Origin of the sequence: Roseibium sp. (assembly GCF_965233565.1) — a bacterium.
Taxonomy (GTDB): domain Bacteria; phylum Pseudomonadota; class Alphaproteobacteria; order Rhizobiales; family Stappiaceae; genus Roseibium.
In genome coordinates, this window is record NZ_OZ247494.1 from 1,385,434 (window position 1) to 1,400,687 (window position 15,254).

Below are 15,254 nucleotides of genomic sequence, written 5' to 3' on the forward strand. Positions count from 1 at the left end.
CTGCCAGACTTTGGCCTGGAGTAGGTGTTTCCCTCAGTTTTAGAGGGCCTGAAGTGAACTAATGTTCACCGTAATCTTGATCAACGCCGTGTTCAGAAGCCGTCGGACAACGGCTTTTGCGCTGATATCCTTTCCAGGAGAAACCGGGTGCCGTGCTGATTTGCCAACAGGTCTTCTGTCGCTCCCGATAGGCGATCGTTCAAAGTTCTGCGCAGGTTGGGATCGTTGACCTTGGCAAGTTTTTCTGCAGCTTCGGCCGGACTGAAACCTATACGATTGGTCAAGAGATCCCACTTTAAAAGGCTGTCCTGCAGGCGAGCTCCGGCAGAGCCCGTTGGGATTGCCCCCGGATCAATCTGTGAAACACCGGAGAGATCTTCGTACGCCGCCTGAAGGACCGTAGCATCCGTCCCTCGCATATCTTTCATCAGACCTTCTGCATAGGTATCCGGAAGCACACGCTTGTCTCGCAGAAGCGCCTTCGCTGCCTGTTTGGCCTCTCCTCCGCGAGCGCGGAGATACCGAAATGCGAGATCAGACAATTCGCGATCTTTGCGCGAATAAGGATTACCAGTCGCTGCTTCGCGGCTCCAACGGACCGCATTCTGGTTCATGCCCGTTTTGGCCGCCTGCTTTTCCCAAATGCGCCGGAGGCGTCTCTTGCTCTCTGGCCCGAGGACCTGATTTTGATCGACCTCGTCTGGGTCAAAACCACCTGCTTCGCTGATGATCCTGCGCACCAGCTCTTCACCTTCCCGGTGTTCGGCGAAGACAATCTCGACCTGAGCCTCTTCGCGAAGACGACTGCGTGTTGGCGGCGGCAAATCCCGTACCAGATTGCGTCTAACCTGCGAAATGTTGTTGACCGTTTCGTCCGCGCTCGGCTCTGCCCCATCCCCCTTGCCGCCCTCCCTCTCTAGGTGGACAAGCCTGCTGTGTGGCTCAAGTGTCCTGATCCAGGTTTCGACAAGACTGTTCTGTCCTGCCTGCCGAATGGACTCCTTTGCAGCGGTGGGCAGGGTTACGGCGTCAACCAAGGTCGTAAACTTCGCGATGGCACCATCGAGTCCATTCGGATTTTCAGTCACTGAAGCCGTCTGCACCTGCAAGAGCTCGTCGAGCCGTCGGCGCAAAAAGCGTTGACCTTCAAGATACTCACTCGTTGCAAACCGAGTGGCATAGTGATCATCCTGCGCGTCGAAGTCTCGAGCAAGCTGTAGCTGCAGACGTTCGGGTTGCGCCAAAGTCGCGTCTTGCCGCACCTGTGCGTAATGCGACGACATGGTGTCGGCATATCCGACGGCTCCCGGTTGCAGGTTTTCCCGTTCTTCCGCTTCTTTTTCTCGAACTCTTGCATCGACGCGTGCCTTCACAACTTCCCGTTCGAGCGCGTCAAATTCCGCCTGACGTTTTAGCAACAGGTCACCGAGTTCTCCTGCCTGTCGGGCAGACCGCTGGATTTGGCGCCCGAAGGCTTCAGTTGCCTGCCCAACAGCTGTATCGGCGACAACGGCTGGTCGGCGCACATTTGGAAGCCCATCAGGGCCTTTGAATTTTCTCAACCTAGCCAATGGAGGTCGCCTTCCTTGAATTCGGTTGCTTGCGCGCATTGTAGATCGCGCTGCCGAGCGAGGTTGCTGCGTTTGAAAGGCCGCCCAAAATTGCGCTGCCGGCACCGATGCGGCCGGCGGCTCTGTGAGAGTGGGCCCGTTCCCGGGCTGTTACGGCTTCAAATGCCAGGTTGCCACGCTCACCTTCAGCTCCATACCGAATGGCTTCGATATGTAACGCTTCTTCCCTGGCGTTATCGTTGAGCACATCCGTCGGCGACCCGGCTTCAAACAGCCCCCGTTCCGCAACGGCTGCGCGATTATTGCCGATGACGCGCTGATATTTTTCAACAGAACGCTTTCGCTCAAAGGAGGCACGTGTCTGGTTCACGTCCTTCTGACGTTCGGCAAATTCAGCACGGCGTTCTTCGGCCCTGGCATTGGCTTCGGCCTGCTGGCGAATTCCTTGAGCTTGAGTAGCTGCTCCAGCCAGCGAGCCGGCAACGGATACCGCAGCAACAATTGCAGGATGGCACATGACTAGGGTTCTCCGTCTTTTCCAAAATTTATGGCCAGGATTGTTGATGGTTTGCCGCCGTTTGCCTCGAGGGTCAGCTGTCCACCGCCTTCCCATCGGGTCTCTGGCACCGGCTGAAGAACGCCCGTGCGCAACGGTGCAGGCGCACCAGCCTGATCGCCGGCGCGATAGTGAATCAGCTGATCAAGGTGCGTGACTTCAGAGCCGACTTTCAGCGTTCCGGTTTCAAGGACGGCAATCGCGCAGGTATCAACCCTCAGCTTGCGGCCCAACGTAGCTCCATCTTGCGCATTGACCGGAAAGGGGAGCGTTTTCGCCGTTGCACGCACATCGAGACCAACCAGGATTTTTTCAGCGGTTTGACCGTTGGGCAGACTAATCTCACCACCATGAACTGTGGCCTGATAGTCTGTTCCATCCGCGTAGAGAACGACCTCCTCCCCCTCCAGGTAGCCGAGGCCGGATAGGGTGTTGACCGGCGGCCCCTGGTACCGGGAGGCGCAATCAAGATGCCAGGCATCTTCTTGAGCACCGCCAAGAAAGGGTTTCTGCATCACTTCGATATACCGCCGGACCTGACCGTTGACCGTCCTTTTGACGATCATCCAGATTTCGTCGGCGCCAGCCGCAGAAAGATCAGCCATACATTCGACTGCACCGCCAAAATCGTGACGGTGCATTCCGTAGACCTGTTGTTCGCGTTCATACGTGAAGCCAATCCCGCGTCCGGAACTGTCCCAGAGCCAAAGGATGCTGTCGGGATACTGCTGATAACTGGCACCGAATATTCCCGCCTTGAACAGGTGAGACTGCACCTCACTTACCGATTGCGAAACGCGTCCGTCGGCGGAAAAGTCATAGGCGATCTCGCGCATATCCGTGCCATAAGAGCCAAAATAGAGCAGCACCGATCCAATCTTGATGGGACTGATACCGTTGGCTCCGAAGTTGGTTTCCGGTCGCTGGTCAACATTCTCCGGGCCATAGGGGTCCTGGTCTGTTGCTTTGCCGAGTGCTCGCACGGCGCGTGTCGTGCCAACGATGAGGTCATTGTCATCTACAAGCCACTGAATGCGGTTTACCTGACCAGACAAAATGGCCGCGGTAACTGCGTCAGATGCCTGCAGCACATGAGACACCGAGAAATTGGTGTAATCCTCTGTCTGGCTCTCCCAGACTTTCTGCGGTTCTTCACGCGTACCGGCAAAAGCAAGACGGCTTTTGTGCCAGCCCACCGTTTCCGGCCAGCCAGTTGTCCCGGACCAGGCCCCCAACCGCCAGGAAGTTTGCGCCTTATCATCAAGCAGGGCTTGGCCGAAAAGCTGGACCTTGACCTTTTTCGTTGAGATTCGGCTCGAGATCTTGAACCAGCGCCAGAATCCGTCAGATCCACGAAACCGAATATGACGCCCCACATCTGTCGCCTTGAAACCATCCCCCCCATTGATGCCAGCCGTGTTGGAGGCTGTCAGATCAAACGGCGTCTGGTCTTGACCTGCCTGATGAAAGACAAGTTGCCCGATGGCGGCGTTGTCGCCATTGGGCCCGCCACCCTGACGAAAGCTCAGGCGGTACCGGGTGAACCCTGTTTCGTTGTGAAACGCATATTGCCGCCATTCATTCGAGGCCCAGGTGTCTTGCCCGTCTTGAGTGTCCAGGATCGTCCAGTTGGTTCCGTCGTTGGACGCCTCTATGTTCCATTGCCAGGGCATGTCGTCGTTCTGGCTGTTGTCATTGGGTGCCTGAAGCATGTAGGCGTCAATAACCACGGCAGAAGTAAAGTGGTATTGCAGCCAGCCGCTCGCACCACTGGACAGCACAACCTTTCCCTCCGAGCGGTCGAACACCTGCCAGGCGGCGCTGCTGTTGTGGGACGCGCTTGCACTCCCGTTCTGCGCCGAACTTGACGTCATTTTCGGTACCGGGTTGCCAAGGTCGGAAGGTTTGAGATTTGTAGGTGCTATATTCACATCCAGGTATGGACCGTCCTGGAAATCCATAGGCTCGATGACCCAGGAGGTTTCCGCACGCCGCTTCAATGCCTGGGGTGCGATCTCCCCTCCGGTGATAAACAAGGTGTCGGTAGACTGGACGAACTTCAGTTTGGAAAGATCCGAAACGCTATAGGGCGTTGGGACTTCGACACCTTGGATCCTGCCGCTGCTGGTAAAGACGCGAAAATAGCCTTCACCGAATTCCAGCATGTAGGATTGGCCGTTGCCGAATTCGAAGGGGATCAGCCAGCCGCCTTGAAGACTGTTCTTCAGTTCCGCGACGAAGCGGGTTCCCCCGCGCCGGCGCAAACCACCCCGCTTCAGCGTGATGAAGTTTTCGCACTGCGCTAGGGCTGAGCGAAACAATTCAAGATCGGAGCGATAATGCAGTTCCGGATCCAGTTCCCCGCGGCTGAAGGTGGCCTGTAGGTGATAACTCATCGGTCAGTAATAAGGTCCAGATCGATCATCGGAAGAGGTAAGCCTTGACGGGCATCGGCAAGGCCTGCTTGTTCAAAAGCGTCGCGCGCCGCCTCTCGCAGACTTTCTGCACGACTGTTTTTTCCGGTTATGACGTGCGCACAGCCTGCCGCCAGAAACAATGCCAGGCCTTGCACGAAGAGCGGCGAGAAATCTGTCTCTCTTTCCACTCTTCGTACATATCGCAACGGAAAGGGAGGACCCTGATTGCTCAGGATTCTTTGGCCAATGACCTCGAAGGGGATCAGTTTTCCGCCCGGCTCACCCCGCTCGCTTTGCAAGGGCAGCCGCAGGCAATCGGCCGGCTTTCTGTATTGAAACGCCCATCGAAATGGCGGACGCTCCGTCTCCGCGGACAACCAGACAAGCGCATTGGCAAAGTCCCAGTCATGCATGGCGAGATAGGCATCCCGATGGGCAGCATAGTGGTTCTTGAACCATCTTGACGCCACTGACGAATAGTCGAAATCCCGAATGGGTGCCTCTTTGAGATGAGCCAGCGCCAGATTGGCCATCTCAACGGCTGTGTTGACGGTACCGGACATCGATCCTCTCAAGATATGGGGAAACTTCAGGCGGCGGGCGGAAGGTCTGGTTCCCCCTCATAGGCTTGCAGCGCCGCTACGGCCTCGGCCTTGTTGGACGCGCGCACACCGGCATAGTCGAACGCCATCGCCTGTTGCGTCTTCCAGTGTTCGCAGCGCCATCCCCTGGGCAGTTCTCGTGTCCCGGTCGTCGGGGACGCTGCCGCTGATGATTTTGCAGCCGCTTTCTGCTTCCTGTTCCAGTCAGCAGCTATGGCATCGGACAAGTGGATCACCTTGCTGTCGGTTTCCACGTTCTGATGACCGAAGCGTGCCCAGAAATCTCGATTGTGATCGGCCTGCAGGCGTTTCAGATGACGCACCCTGCGTTCGCAAATTTCGCTCATGAAGATCTCCTTGAATCAAAAAAGGCAGCCGAAGCTGCCTTGAAGCCTGCTGGTTTATCGCGCGCCGCTGGCGGGTCAGATGTTCACCTTGAGACAGGCGAACTTGACGTTCTTGCGATTGTATTTCCGGTCCCAATTGGCTGCGTTTCGCAACTCGCCCAGTGTCGCGCCCTGGGATTTGGCCAGCGAGGTTCCAGTGAAGTCCATGCCGGCCGGATGGATCATTTCAAAGCGGCGTGTGGTCAGGTAGTCCGCACCACCGCCATCACCAATATCCGGATCACGGGTGATTTCCGTCCCCTCATTGCCGTAGATTGTCGTCCGGTTCGGCACTTCATCGATATGCATGAAGGCCCCTGGAGCAAACAGAAAGCAGGAATACTCGTCTGCGCTGGCGCCCGCCGTGACCGGCATCATTTCCGAATGCACGACCATCATGCCGGCGTAATACGGCACCTCGAACGGCGCCTCGGAAGGTTTCTTGAATTCAATCTTCTCGTCGTCAAGCAACGTGCCATAGACAAAGCTGTGCATGGCGATCACGCGCAGGTCGTCCAGGTTCTCCCCCATGGTCAGACGCGCCCTGTTGATTGCCTGGTAGCTGATCCGGTTGGCCGCAGTCGGCGAACCGACATCGGAATAGATCGAGTAGACCATGTCGCCGCCATCGTTGGCGACGTTGTCCGCAAGAACACCTTCGGCCGTGGCAATGATGCGTTCTTCCTTGCGGCGTCCCCAATAGGCGCCCACACGTTCTGCAACGCGGTTCATCGCGCTGTCGCCCCGGCCGGTGGCCGCATAACTGGTGACCGTCTTGGCACCGTATTTTTTTGCCAACCGGTGTTTATAAGCCTTCATGTCACTGGCGCTGATCTTCGATACAGAGATCTTGTTGTCGCTGTCGTCCATGATTGTTGGCTCGGCGTCATCAAGGTCTTCCCAATAGGGCACCTCGATCTGATTGCCACCAGCCTTGAACCGCTTGGCAATGTCCGGCGCTGGCGCGGCGAGAATGCCTGACTTTTCAAGAAGGACGAGTTTTGCTGGTTTGTTTTCCGCCATATAAGGCGTGAAAACGCGTGGTACGACAATATCTGAAATTGCAGAAGTCATTGAGTTTCCTTGCTTGACTAAAAATGGGTTCGAAGCCGAATTGAAATAAGTCCGCGACGGCAACACCTTCGAAGCGTGCCGGCGAATTGCTCCCAACGGCCTGCGGATACATCCGGTTGGCCGGTTCGAAACATGCTGATGGGGTTTGGTGAAAGAACGCTCGCTCTAGAGCCGGAACAACGATGGATTTCGACCGGCAGCTTCAATCAGTCGCCTGGCCAGAACCGGGTCGGTATCCAAAAGCTCCGCTTGTCTGCGCAGGTCTTGACCGTCCAGGTGAAAGGGGTTTTTTGCGATCGATTGCCCGTTCCAGGGTTCGATAGGACCATTCAAGTGAACTGGCTCGGACTTTATTTTCCGAAGCAGATGGTCCTGCGTCGGACGTTCCGGAGCTCTGCGCGGCGCCGACTTGTCGATCTGCTGCCGGGCATGTGTCTGATTTTCGCCTGGGCCGGAGCTTTGAGGAACGGCATTCCCTGCAAACGGATGCCCTTTCCTGCGGAAAGCGCCGTTTTGGCTCAGGTCGCCGCCGGTCTTGAGATGATTGGCGATTTCCTGCCTCGATTTGCCGTTGTGCAAGGCCGAATACACCCCTTCAGCAATCGGATCGCCAGTCGAAATCTCAAGTTCCTTGAAGGGGAACAGATCGAATTCCATGTCCGGATCGAGTTTCACACGCCCGGATTCATAGATCTGCGATCCCATTCGGATATTCGGTGGGTTACGCGGATTGTTCCACCAGTCGCCGGACGTGTCGAGGTTTTCACCCTTCGCAAACTTCTTCCAGGCGTTGTAGAAGCCTCCACCCATGACAGAGATCTCTTCATCCACACCGGCCGCACGCATGGACAGCCCGAAGTGAAACGAAGCAATATCCCTGAAGTCCTCGACAAATTCGTGGCCGCTGTTTCCAACCTTGCCGTTATAGCTTCGCTGCAGGTCCTGTTGTCCTCCGGCCCTGAAGATTTCAATAATCTTTTCGTATTTGTCTGAACTGGTCAGCCGGTACTGACGCAAACGCCGTCCAACTGAGATAGCATCCGCAACAGAATAACTTGCAGGCGCAATGTATGGAGCGTTTGTTCGTGGATTGATGATAAAATTCCCGGAAGAATCCGTCAGGTGTTTTGCAGGAACTTGCCTCCCTTTTCCATCCTTGACGTAAAATATGTTTTTGGACATCTGACTTCCATCTTAAAAAAGCACATTGTTTCAACACCAGCCTCTGACCACAACAAAATCCGGGTGCACTCTGCTTACGTCCAAAGAACACCTTTCGGAGAGATGGTCAAAACCTTCCTTCTTCAGAAGTAAGTTAATGTCGGAGAGCTCTCCGGAACTGCTTCTTACAAGTAATGTTTCATAATTATACTGATAGAAAGGTGGCTCTCCCCACCTCATCACATCCGAATTGATCGTTCCCGCCGCAACAAGGTTTCGAACTCGCAAATAATCTATGACTTCAATTTCAAAATCGATCAGCCAGGCAGAGAGAAATGCCGCCAGAACAATGGCGGCCAGAATGAGTTTTCTCTTGATCAGTAAAACGACCACCAAAATCAGTAGAAAAAGAAAAAAAACCGCATAGGGAAATATTATCAGAACACTGAAATAGTCATAATGAACCATGTAATCAAAAATGGATTGCGATAAAAAGACACCCAGAAAGATGAATAGGTAAACAGAAATCCGAGTTATTCTCACAGAACTGTTGGTGGCTGTGTCCGACGTCATCACGCTATTCCCCTTGTGCCCCCTGTGACTAACAGCAATCTGAAAAGCATGGCAATCTAGACATGTTTCTATTTTGTTCTCAAGTTTTTTTAAATCAAGAATTGCAATTGCGACGTAGAAGGAACCCGGGTCTCCGGGCGCCCCTTGCAAGGCTGTGGGAATCCAGCGAAGCTAGGCGTTAACGTGTCACCACAGCCTGATTTTCGAAAATTACCAGGCATTGAGGGTTTCAGACTGACCCCTCCTACAGTCCGAACAATCTAGGGTTCCGTCCCGCCGCAAAGATCAATTGTTCTGCCAGAGCAGGTGCGCTTTCAATGAGGGCGGCTTGCAGTCTGAGGTCGGGTTGTTTCAGGTCGAAGGGATTGTGGTCGCGTGTTTGGTTTGAAAGCTTGGCCGCCTCAAGTCGTTCTTTGGTCTGCGACTGCTCCTGACGATTTCCTCGCCCCGACTGGCCCGACTGAACGGCGCTTTCACTTGCGGAGAAGATCGCCGGCAATACCGCGTTCGCTCCCGGTAAAAGGGGTAAGTGCGATAGCGGATATCTGGAAGCGCCCCGCCGGGGTTTTGGTTGCGGCACCGGGCCGTCTGGACTTGACCCCGAAGACCCCGGTTTTTCCCTTGGTACGGGTGTCGCGTCGGTGTTCAACGAACCAACACTATGCGTATCAAATATGCTTGGCGAAGTTGATATTCTTTTGTCACCCGCAAGCAGGTTTTGAAGGTCTGCATCGGCCTCGGTGCGTCTGACAAATTGCTCCAGCACCTCAGACGGTGGTGAATAGGCGTCCCCGATCCGGCGTTCCACAAAGGCCAGTTTTTGTCCGTACTGGCTGTCGGTTGCATATCCGCCGCGCTTGCCGTAGCGCAGTCCCTCCACCGCCGCTTCAAAACTTTTTGCAGACATCGCCTCAGGCCAGCGTGCAGAGACCGTCTTTACCCAGTCTTTCAGACTTTCTTCCAAACTGTTGTACTTGCGGAACCTGTCACGGATGTTGACACGATTTCCATTTTCCTCCTCCCAGGTCTGAAATTCTTGAACCTTTCCTGTCCAGGAGCGTCCCGCTTTGATACCGAAATAGTTGTGCCCCTTGACAGATCTTCCGTAGCCGGTTTCTACTGAGGATTGTGCTGCGGCTAAACGCGCTTGCGGATCCGCCAACCCGATATTCCTTGCCGCAATATAGATGCGGCGAGAAAAGTCATTAACTTTGGACCCCATGAAAAAAGTTTTCCTTTTGGCTTTTATGCTAGCAAATCCTGCGGCTGCACAGGAGAAATACTGTCCGGAACCCGAGCTTCCGTATACATTTACAATGTTCGAAGATGTCTTGCTGATTAACCGGGCGTATCACCGGGCCTTCTGTCAGCAGGTTGATGGAACCAAGTACGAGTGTTTGGAAAAGTGGCCTGGAGACACGAACCCAAGCGTCTACACGGTCCGCGCTGAACGGCTGGAGACTGGCGATCTTTCGTTTTCCCCGCCCCTCTCAGGGGAAAATGAAGACCCCATGGTTGTGCCGAAGTGCGAGTAGGAAGCGGATCGGTAAAATGCGCCCGCCCTCCTGCGGTGGCGACTTGTTATCTCTCGTTCGATTAGTCGACGCGACTTCCCTGCCTTCGCTCCCGTCAGAGATCAGTGGTGCAGAGCGAGACCTCGCCTTGTCAGCAGCTGGACACTGATTTTACAGCCTGAACAGACCGGGGTCTCGTCCGGCTGACACGATCAGCCGCCGGGCTTGCGCGGGATTGCGCTCCAGCAGATCCGACTGCCTCTTGAGGTCAGGATTTGCGGCATCGAATGGGTTGCCGTCTCCTCCGGTCTCGGTGAACCCGTCAAGGCTGTCTTCCGCAAAAGCCCGGTCGTGAATGAATGCCAGCAGTTTGACCGCAGTTGGATCGGATACCTGCTGCTGGCCGTTTTCATCCGCTTGCGTCAGAGCGCCCTTTCCGACAAACCAGTCGGACAGATCAACCCCCGCAGACTTGAGCCCGGTCAAAGCCCTGTCCGCCCTGGCAACCAGGTTCTGGTATCCGTCACTTCCTGCCTCGCCATATTCCCGGACAAGCGACTCATGGGCCCGATGAATGGCCTCGGCCTGGGCAGCAGTCTCCGCGCTTGCCGCATCTTGTTGTTCGGCATGGTGATCCGACATCTTGTTGAGCCAGCGATCATGCAGTTTTTGTGCGGCAGAGGGCGGAAGGCCAGCCTCTTTGAACCAGCCGCCGACCTCTTCGGCGAAGGCTTGGTCATAGGGGAAAGTCTCCGGAAGCGTCTCCGGCAGCTTAAATTGATAGCCGTCTTTCGGTGTCCAGCGCGAAGCTAGTTCCCCGAAAAATGTTTCGATTTCGTCTGGGCTTGCCGCCTCACCCGGCAAAGTAACGAAACGCTCTTGTTGCCCGTCGTGGCCATGAAGACGCTCAGACATGTCCGCCGGGTTCCCTAAGCTGTTTTCGCCGGCCGCTGGGTGGTGGTTTTCGACAAAAACTCCTGGAGGGGTCTCTGTACCAGAGCTGGAATAGGCTGCGTCGTCACGCTGGTTGCCTGCCAAGTCATTCATCCTCAAAAGTCCTCATCGGTTTCATAGTCTGGCATCGTCTCCAGCCGCGCAGCCTGTTGGAGCGCGGCATGTTCTTCCGGTGAGATCCGGATCATGGCAAGGATACGGGCATAAAGCGCTTTCCGCCCGTCCAGATAACCGCTGGCACGGACACTTAGGTCCGCGGGGGGCGCCTGATAAATCCCACACTCGGCAGCAAGATCTGCCAGGACGAGCTCGCCCTCGGCACATAAAAAAACGGACCTGTAGGCCCGTTCGATAGCAGCAGGTCTGTCCTTGCGCCGGACAGCCACACGTTTAAGGCTACGCCACATCGGTTTTGCCTTCTCCCTGTTGTAGGGTTTGCAGGATCGGTGCACCGTCCTTGGCTATACGCGCCATGCTCTCCCCTGCCGCAAGCTGTTGTTGTTGCGTTGCTGTCTCCTCGCGTTCCTCTCGTAAGGCATCTACCTCATCGGGCCTGCGTTTCAGCTTTGCTGGCAACCCCAGCGCGCGGCGCGTCAGATCGTATTCCTCGTCGCGATCATGCAGATCAAGTATCGACGGGTCCGCAGCGGCGGCCACCGCAAGATACTCCTGGAACCCCATGATCGCTTCGAAATGACCAGCCTCGCGCATCTGATCGATCGGGGCAGTCGACGTCAGCGTGACATCGCCCGCCAGCACCGTGTCGGGAGGCTCGAGCGGAGAGCCTTCGGAGAAAGCGCCGCGACGACCCAATATGCCAATCTCCCGCTCGAACAGGTTTTCGTTGCCGGCCAGAATATTGGTCGAGAAGGGGCCGATCATGTCGGCCATCTCCTTGCGGCGAATATTGACTTCCGTAGCCGTGCGGCCGTTGCCTTCCAGCAGCGTCTGCCAGAGATCCCCATAAAGACCGACCCGCAGTTTTTCGCGGATGTTCTCGATCTGGCTGTCCGCGGCACCCGGATTGACCGTCTCGATCATTGGGCGAAACAGCGGCCGGCCCTGTTCGTCGATCAGCCCCGGATTGGTCCGTCCGGGATTCAGGTCGAGCTGACGTTCTTCCCGATGGGTGGCAATTGGCGGGCGAACCGCCTGTGAACTGGCAATCAGACTGTCGCGCGCCAGGCTTTGCAGGCTCTTGATATCGCTCATCAGTTTGGCCTGAGGTGGCGATCCGTAGGGCGACAGTCCATCCCGGTCCCAACGGCTGATCACCAGCGGGTATTCGAAAAAACCAGCCTTCCGACAGATATGACCGCTCTGCTCCTCGAAATGGATGCTTTCGTAGCGCGACTTTCTGATGTCTGCTGCATCGGAGTGGCCACCCTCTCGCAGAAAACAGGCATGAACGAAGACGTGTTCTCGCGTTTTGCGTTTCGGATCCTCGGCGTCCTCTTTCACGCGCTCGGAGACCTTGCCGCCATATTCCTTCACAGCCTGCCAGGCCGCCAAGGTCCGCACACGGAAGAAACCGCAGTCATTTCCCTGCGCATCAACGATCAGATATATTTCATAAAGCGGGACATAGCGGTAATGGATCGGTGTCCGGATGTCGGCAAGACTGTTCTCGTTCTCGACCGGATAAAGCACTCCCGTCCCAAGTTTGACCGTCGACAGAATGCGGGAGCGGTTGGCGAGTGCGAAGCCGGACCGGCCGGAATAGCGCACCCGGAACAGATGATCCCGGACCAGTTCGAAAAACTCCTCATCGTCCTGGGTGGGCGGTGGCGCGAACGGATCACCAAAGCCGATGCCGTGCCAGGAAAACCCCTCGGGCATCGTCAGCGAACCAACGCCGGATGCCAGACGGTCAAGCAGCCAGACCGCTGTTGGATCGAACAGTTTCCGCGAGCGGTTTCGAGCAGCAGAATGCCGGAAGACACTCATCCCGTCCGACGAAGTCACTCCTCCCGCCCGATTGAACCCACGCTCCATATCGGGAGCGGTGTAGGTGACATAGTCCTGCCAGTCATCTTCCACCCACTGGCGTTCCGCACGTGCAGACTGCAACTCGGATTTCAGGTCTTCGATGATCCCCATCAGGCACGCCCGAGAAGAGTGACACCCGGACGCGAGGCGCTGCCGAAATCGGGAACGCCGAGCGGGCTCGTCAGGTTGGTTGCACGCGAACTATAGGCCGCAGCCCGCCGACGCCGGCCGTTTTCCTGAAGGTTCCTGGCCTGGCGCTGTGGATCGGGCTGCCGCGGCGGCGGCGGTGTCGGTTCAGGTTTCGGCTGCTTCGCGCCGCCGCCTCCAAAGAGACACATGAGGTGCTCCTTTCAGATGAGTTGGATTTAGGGATTGGTCTCCAAAGCGCTCCCGCAAAAAGTCTCGACGGGTCAAACAATGGTGATGCGTCACCACGTGAGACGAGAACGGTCAACGATTTTGCAGAATGGATCGACATGGAAGGCTGAAGGCGGGTCCAATGTCCCGATCGTTCAGCCACACTTTTCCAAGGTAACTTTGTAAGCCCTGTTTTAGAGCTGTTTTGACGACCCGTCCAGCTTGTGAACGGGTCTCAAACATCTGTTTAGACGTGACTTTTCGGAAAAACTAGCTCAATCAACAGGCTCCGCCATTTCAGCCTTGCGCGTTGTACGCCAGATTTTTTTCAAGCAGTCTGTCCGGCGGGCGCGCATAATCGTCGAAGCACATTTTCACGGTCGTTACTGTCTCACTGCGCTTCGTTTTCCAACTCGAATCCTTCGTCGATCCAACCGGTAATCCCCCCGGCCATGATCTTCACGGGACGTTCAAGTTCTGCGAGCCGCAATGCGCCGCGCGCCGCACCATTGCAATGAGGCCCAGCACAATAGGTCACAAACAGGGTGTCTTCCGGCCAATGGGCCAGCTTGGACCGTATGATCTTGCCATGCGGCAGGTTGATGGCCCCCGGGATGTGTCCCTTGGCAAAAAGAGCGGGACTGCGAACATCCAGGAGCACAAATCCGGGATCACTTCTCAAGGCATCGTGGACGTCCCAGCAATCTGTCTCGAATGCAAACTCCGCGGCAAAATGTTCCGCGGCCAGGGCACTCGAAGCTGCGGGTATCTTGGTAACATTGTTGGTCATGAGGTCTCCTTTCCAGAAGGTTCTGTCCTGGAGCACTGATCTTGGCAATTGGCACGAAAGACGATATACGTAAAAATCATGCCAAACATCACAACTTCCGCTCAACTGCCTCCCACGACAGCCCCAACCGGACCGCTCGTGGTCGCTCTTGTCTATGACGGCTTGTGCACTTTCGAGTTTGGCCTCACGGCGGAAATCTTCGGCTTACCACGGCCGGAATTCGGTGAGGACTGGTACCGCTTCGCCAGCTGCGCGATCGAGGATGGCCCTTTACGGGCAGCTGGTGGACTAAGCATTTCTGCAGATCAGGGCATTGACGCCCTTGACCATGCCGACGTCATTGTCGTTCCGGGTTGGAAGCGTGCTGACGCGAAAGTCCCTGAAAATCTCAGGGACAGGCTGGTTAGCGCTCACCGGCGCGGCGCCCGGCTCGTATCGATCTGTTCCGGCGCGTTTGTTCTGGCCGCGACGGGCCTGCTCGATGGCAAGACAGCCACCACCCACTGGCGTTATGCAGAACAGCTTCGCGCCCGTTTTCCCTCCATTTCGGTGGACGAAGCATCGCTTTACCGGCTTGAAAACCGCGTCTGTACATCAGCCGGCAGTGCGGCGGGCATCGATCTGATGCTCGAAATCATCAGACGTGACTATGGACCGGAAAAGGCCAACAGTGTTGCAAGGCGCCTCGTAGTGCCCGCTCAGCGACAAGGGGGGCAAGCCCAGTTCCTGGAACGTCCGGTTTCCTGCAGGCCAGAGAGTGCGATCGCCCCGCTCCTGGAAGATGTGCGCCGCCGGCTTGCGAAGAACTGGACAATCGAAGGCATGGCGGCGAGCTGTCACATGAGCGCGCGCACCTTTCAGCGGCGTTTCATTGATGCTGTCGGCCTGACGCCGGGCGATTGGCTGACCGGAGAGCGCATCGAAGCGGCCAAGGAAATCCTCATCACAGGGCGCCAGGACATGGAAACGGTGGCGGCAATGGTCGGCTTTGGAAGCGCCCACACGCTGCGCCATCATTTTCGAAAACGCCTTGGATTGAGCCCGACAGACTACCGGCACACGTTTCGCTCAGATGTTGCCTGAGCGCCGGCAATCCGGCTCTTGCTGCCAATCCACGTAAAATGCTGCGATAAACACCGGCCACGAATGTGACCTTAAACAATCCAGTGCTTCCCTGACATAGAGTTAATTGCTAGAATAAATCACACACACCACAGCACAAATAAAAGAGTGAAATGTCGAGACTGGCGAGGGACAGTTATGGCGACAGACAAATTTCACATTTTTCTTATTCGGCCAACCAAATATGA

General features: G+C 56.1%; 15 protein-coding genes. 1 reads left to right on the forward strand and 14 read right to left on the reverse strand.

What is annotated here, in order from left to right; translation table 11 throughout:
- Positions 1-92 precede the first annotated feature (92 nt).
- The 14 genes from ACO6TG_RS06585 to ACO6TG_RS06650 form a co-directional block, all read right to left on the reverse strand.
- Entirely contained in the window at positions 93-1,571 is a 1,479-nt protein-coding gene (locus tag ACO6TG_RS06585; RefSeq protein ID WP_422377438.1) for a hypothetical protein, read from the reverse strand.
- Entirely contained in the window at positions 1,564-2,088 is a 525-nt protein-coding gene (locus tag ACO6TG_RS06590) for a virion core protein, T7 gp14 family (RefSeq protein WP_422377439.1), read from the reverse strand. The genes ACO6TG_RS06585 and ACO6TG_RS06590 overlap by 8 nt, the downstream gene beginning before the upstream one ends.
- A gap of 2 nt (positions 2,089-2,090) precedes the next feature.
- Entirely contained in the window at positions 2,091-4,448 is a 2,358-nt protein-coding gene (locus ACO6TG_RS06595) for a hypothetical protein (protein WP_422377440.1), read from the reverse strand.
- 71 nt (positions 4,449-4,519) lie between these two features.
- Entirely contained in the window at positions 4,520-5,107 is a 588-nt protein-coding gene (locus ACO6TG_RS06600; RefSeq protein WP_422377441.1) for a hypothetical protein, read from the reverse strand.
- Positions 5,108-5,133: 26 nt separating this feature from the next.
- Complete coding sequence (locus ACO6TG_RS06605) at positions 5,134-5,493, reverse strand: hypothetical protein (protein ID WP_422377442.1); 360 nt, start codon at positions 5,491-5,493, stop codon at positions 5,134-5,136.
- Between the two features lie 75 nt (positions 5,494-5,568).
- On the reverse strand, positions 5,569-6,606 hold the full coding sequence (locus tag ACO6TG_RS06610; protein WP_422377443.1) for a hypothetical protein: 1,038 nt from the start codon (positions 6,604-6,606) through the stop codon (positions 5,569-5,571).
- A 165-nt stretch (positions 6,607-6,771) separates the two neighbouring features.
- Positions 6,772-7,788, reverse strand: coding sequence for a hypothetical protein (locus ACO6TG_RS06615; RefSeq protein ID WP_422377444.1), 1,017 nt, complete (start codon positions 7,786-7,788; stop codon positions 6,772-6,774).
- A gap of 30 nt (positions 7,789-7,818) precedes the next feature.
- The gene (locus tag ACO6TG_RS06620; protein WP_422377445.1) at positions 7,819-8,340 is read right to left on the reverse strand and encodes a hypothetical protein; all 522 of its coding nucleotides are present in this window, start codon (positions 8,338-8,340) and stop codon (positions 7,819-7,821) included.
- A 244-nt stretch (positions 8,341-8,584) separates the two neighbouring features.
- Positions 8,585-9,562 carry a glycoside hydrolase family 73 protein gene (locus tag ACO6TG_RS06625; RefSeq protein ID WP_422377446.1) on the reverse strand — a complete coding sequence of 326 codons (978 nt, stop codon included), beginning with the start codon at positions 9,560-9,562 and terminating at the stop codon, positions 8,585-8,587.
- Positions 9,563-10,025: 463 nt separating this feature from the next.
- Positions 10,026-10,769: a hypothetical protein gene (locus tag ACO6TG_RS06630; protein WP_422377447.1), complete on the reverse strand. Its 744-nt coding sequence runs from the start codon at positions 10,767-10,769 to the stop codon at positions 10,026-10,028.
- Positions 10,770-10,903: 134 nt separating this feature from the next.
- Complete coding sequence (locus ACO6TG_RS06635; RefSeq protein WP_422377448.1) at positions 10,904-11,215, reverse strand: hypothetical protein; 312 nt, start codon at positions 11,213-11,215, stop codon at positions 10,904-10,906.
- On the reverse strand, positions 11,205-12,908 hold the full coding sequence (locus tag ACO6TG_RS06640) for a portal protein (protein ID WP_422377449.1): 1,704 nt from the start codon (positions 12,906-12,908) through the stop codon (positions 11,205-11,207). Before ACO6TG_RS06640 ends, ACO6TG_RS06635 begins: the two co-directional genes overlap by 11 nt.
- Positions 12,908-13,135, reverse strand: a complete 228-nt coding sequence (locus ACO6TG_RS06645) for a hypothetical protein (RefSeq protein WP_157738880.1) — start codon at positions 13,133-13,135, stop codon at positions 12,908-12,910. Before ACO6TG_RS06645 ends, ACO6TG_RS06640 begins: the two co-directional genes overlap by 1 nt.
- A 410-nt stretch (positions 13,136-13,545) precedes the next feature.
- A complete protein-coding gene (locus tag ACO6TG_RS06650) occupies positions 13,546-13,944 on the reverse strand; it encodes a rhodanese-like domain-containing protein (protein WP_422377450.1) in 399 nt (132 codons plus the stop codon).
- Positions 13,945-14,022: 78 nt separating this feature from the next.
- Between ACO6TG_RS06650 and ftrA the strand changes: the two genes are divergently transcribed.
- Positions 14,023-15,027, forward strand: coding sequence for a transcriptional regulator FtrA (gene ftrA, locus ACO6TG_RS06655; protein WP_422377451.1), 1,005 nt, complete (start codon positions 14,023-14,025; stop codon positions 15,025-15,027).
- Positions 15,028-15,254 lie beyond the last annotated feature (227 nt).

Coding starts and splice junctions, on each gene's coding strand:
- ACO6TG_RS06590 (WP_422377439.1), bottom strand. CDS start 2,088: ATGTGCCATCCTGCAATTGTTGCTGCGGTATCCGTTGCCGGCTCGCTG.
- ACO6TG_RS06600 (WP_422377441.1), bottom strand. CDS start 5,107: ATGTCCGGTACCGTCAACACAGCCGTTGAGATGGCCAATCTGGCGCTG.
- ACO6TG_RS06605 (WP_422377442.1), bottom strand. CDS start 5,493: ATGAGCGAAATTTGCGAACGCAGGGTGCGTCATCTGAAACGCCTGCAG.
- ACO6TG_RS06610 (WP_422377443.1), bottom strand. CDS start 6,606: ATGACTTCTGCAATTTCAGATATTGTCGTACCACGCGTTTTCACGCCT.
- ACO6TG_RS06615 (WP_422377444.1), bottom strand. CDS start 7,788: ATGTCCAAAAACATATTTTACGTCAAGGATGGAAAAGGGAGGCAAGTT.
- ACO6TG_RS06620 (WP_422377445.1), bottom strand. CDS start 8,340: ATGACGTCGGACACAGCCACCAACAGTTCTGTGAGAATAACTCGGATT.
- ACO6TG_RS06625 (WP_422377446.1), bottom strand. CDS start 9,562: ATGGGGTCCAAAGTTAATGACTTTTCTCGCCGCATCTATATTGCGGCA.
- ACO6TG_RS06630 (WP_422377447.1), bottom strand. CDS start 10,769: ATGTCTGAGCGTCTTCATGGCCACGACGGGCAACAAGAGCGTTTCGTT.
- ACO6TG_RS06635 (WP_422377448.1), bottom strand. CDS start 11,215: ATGTGGCGTAGCCTTAAACGTGTGGCTGTCCGGCGCAAGGACAGACCT.
- ACO6TG_RS06640 (WP_422377449.1), bottom strand. CDS start 12,908: ATGGGGATCATCGAAGACCTGAAATCCGAGTTGCAGTCTGCACGTGCG.
- ACO6TG_RS06645 (WP_157738880.1), bottom strand. CDS start 13,135: ATGTGTCTCTTTGGAGGCGGCGGCGCGAAGCAGCCGAAACCTGAACCG.
- ACO6TG_RS06650 (WP_422377450.1), bottom strand. CDS start 13,944: ATGACCAACAATGTTACCAAGATACCCGCAGCTTCGAGTGCCCTGGCC.
- ftrA (WP_422377451.1), top strand. CDS start 14,023: ATGCCAAACATCACAACTTCCGCTCAACTGCCTCCCACGACAGCCCCA.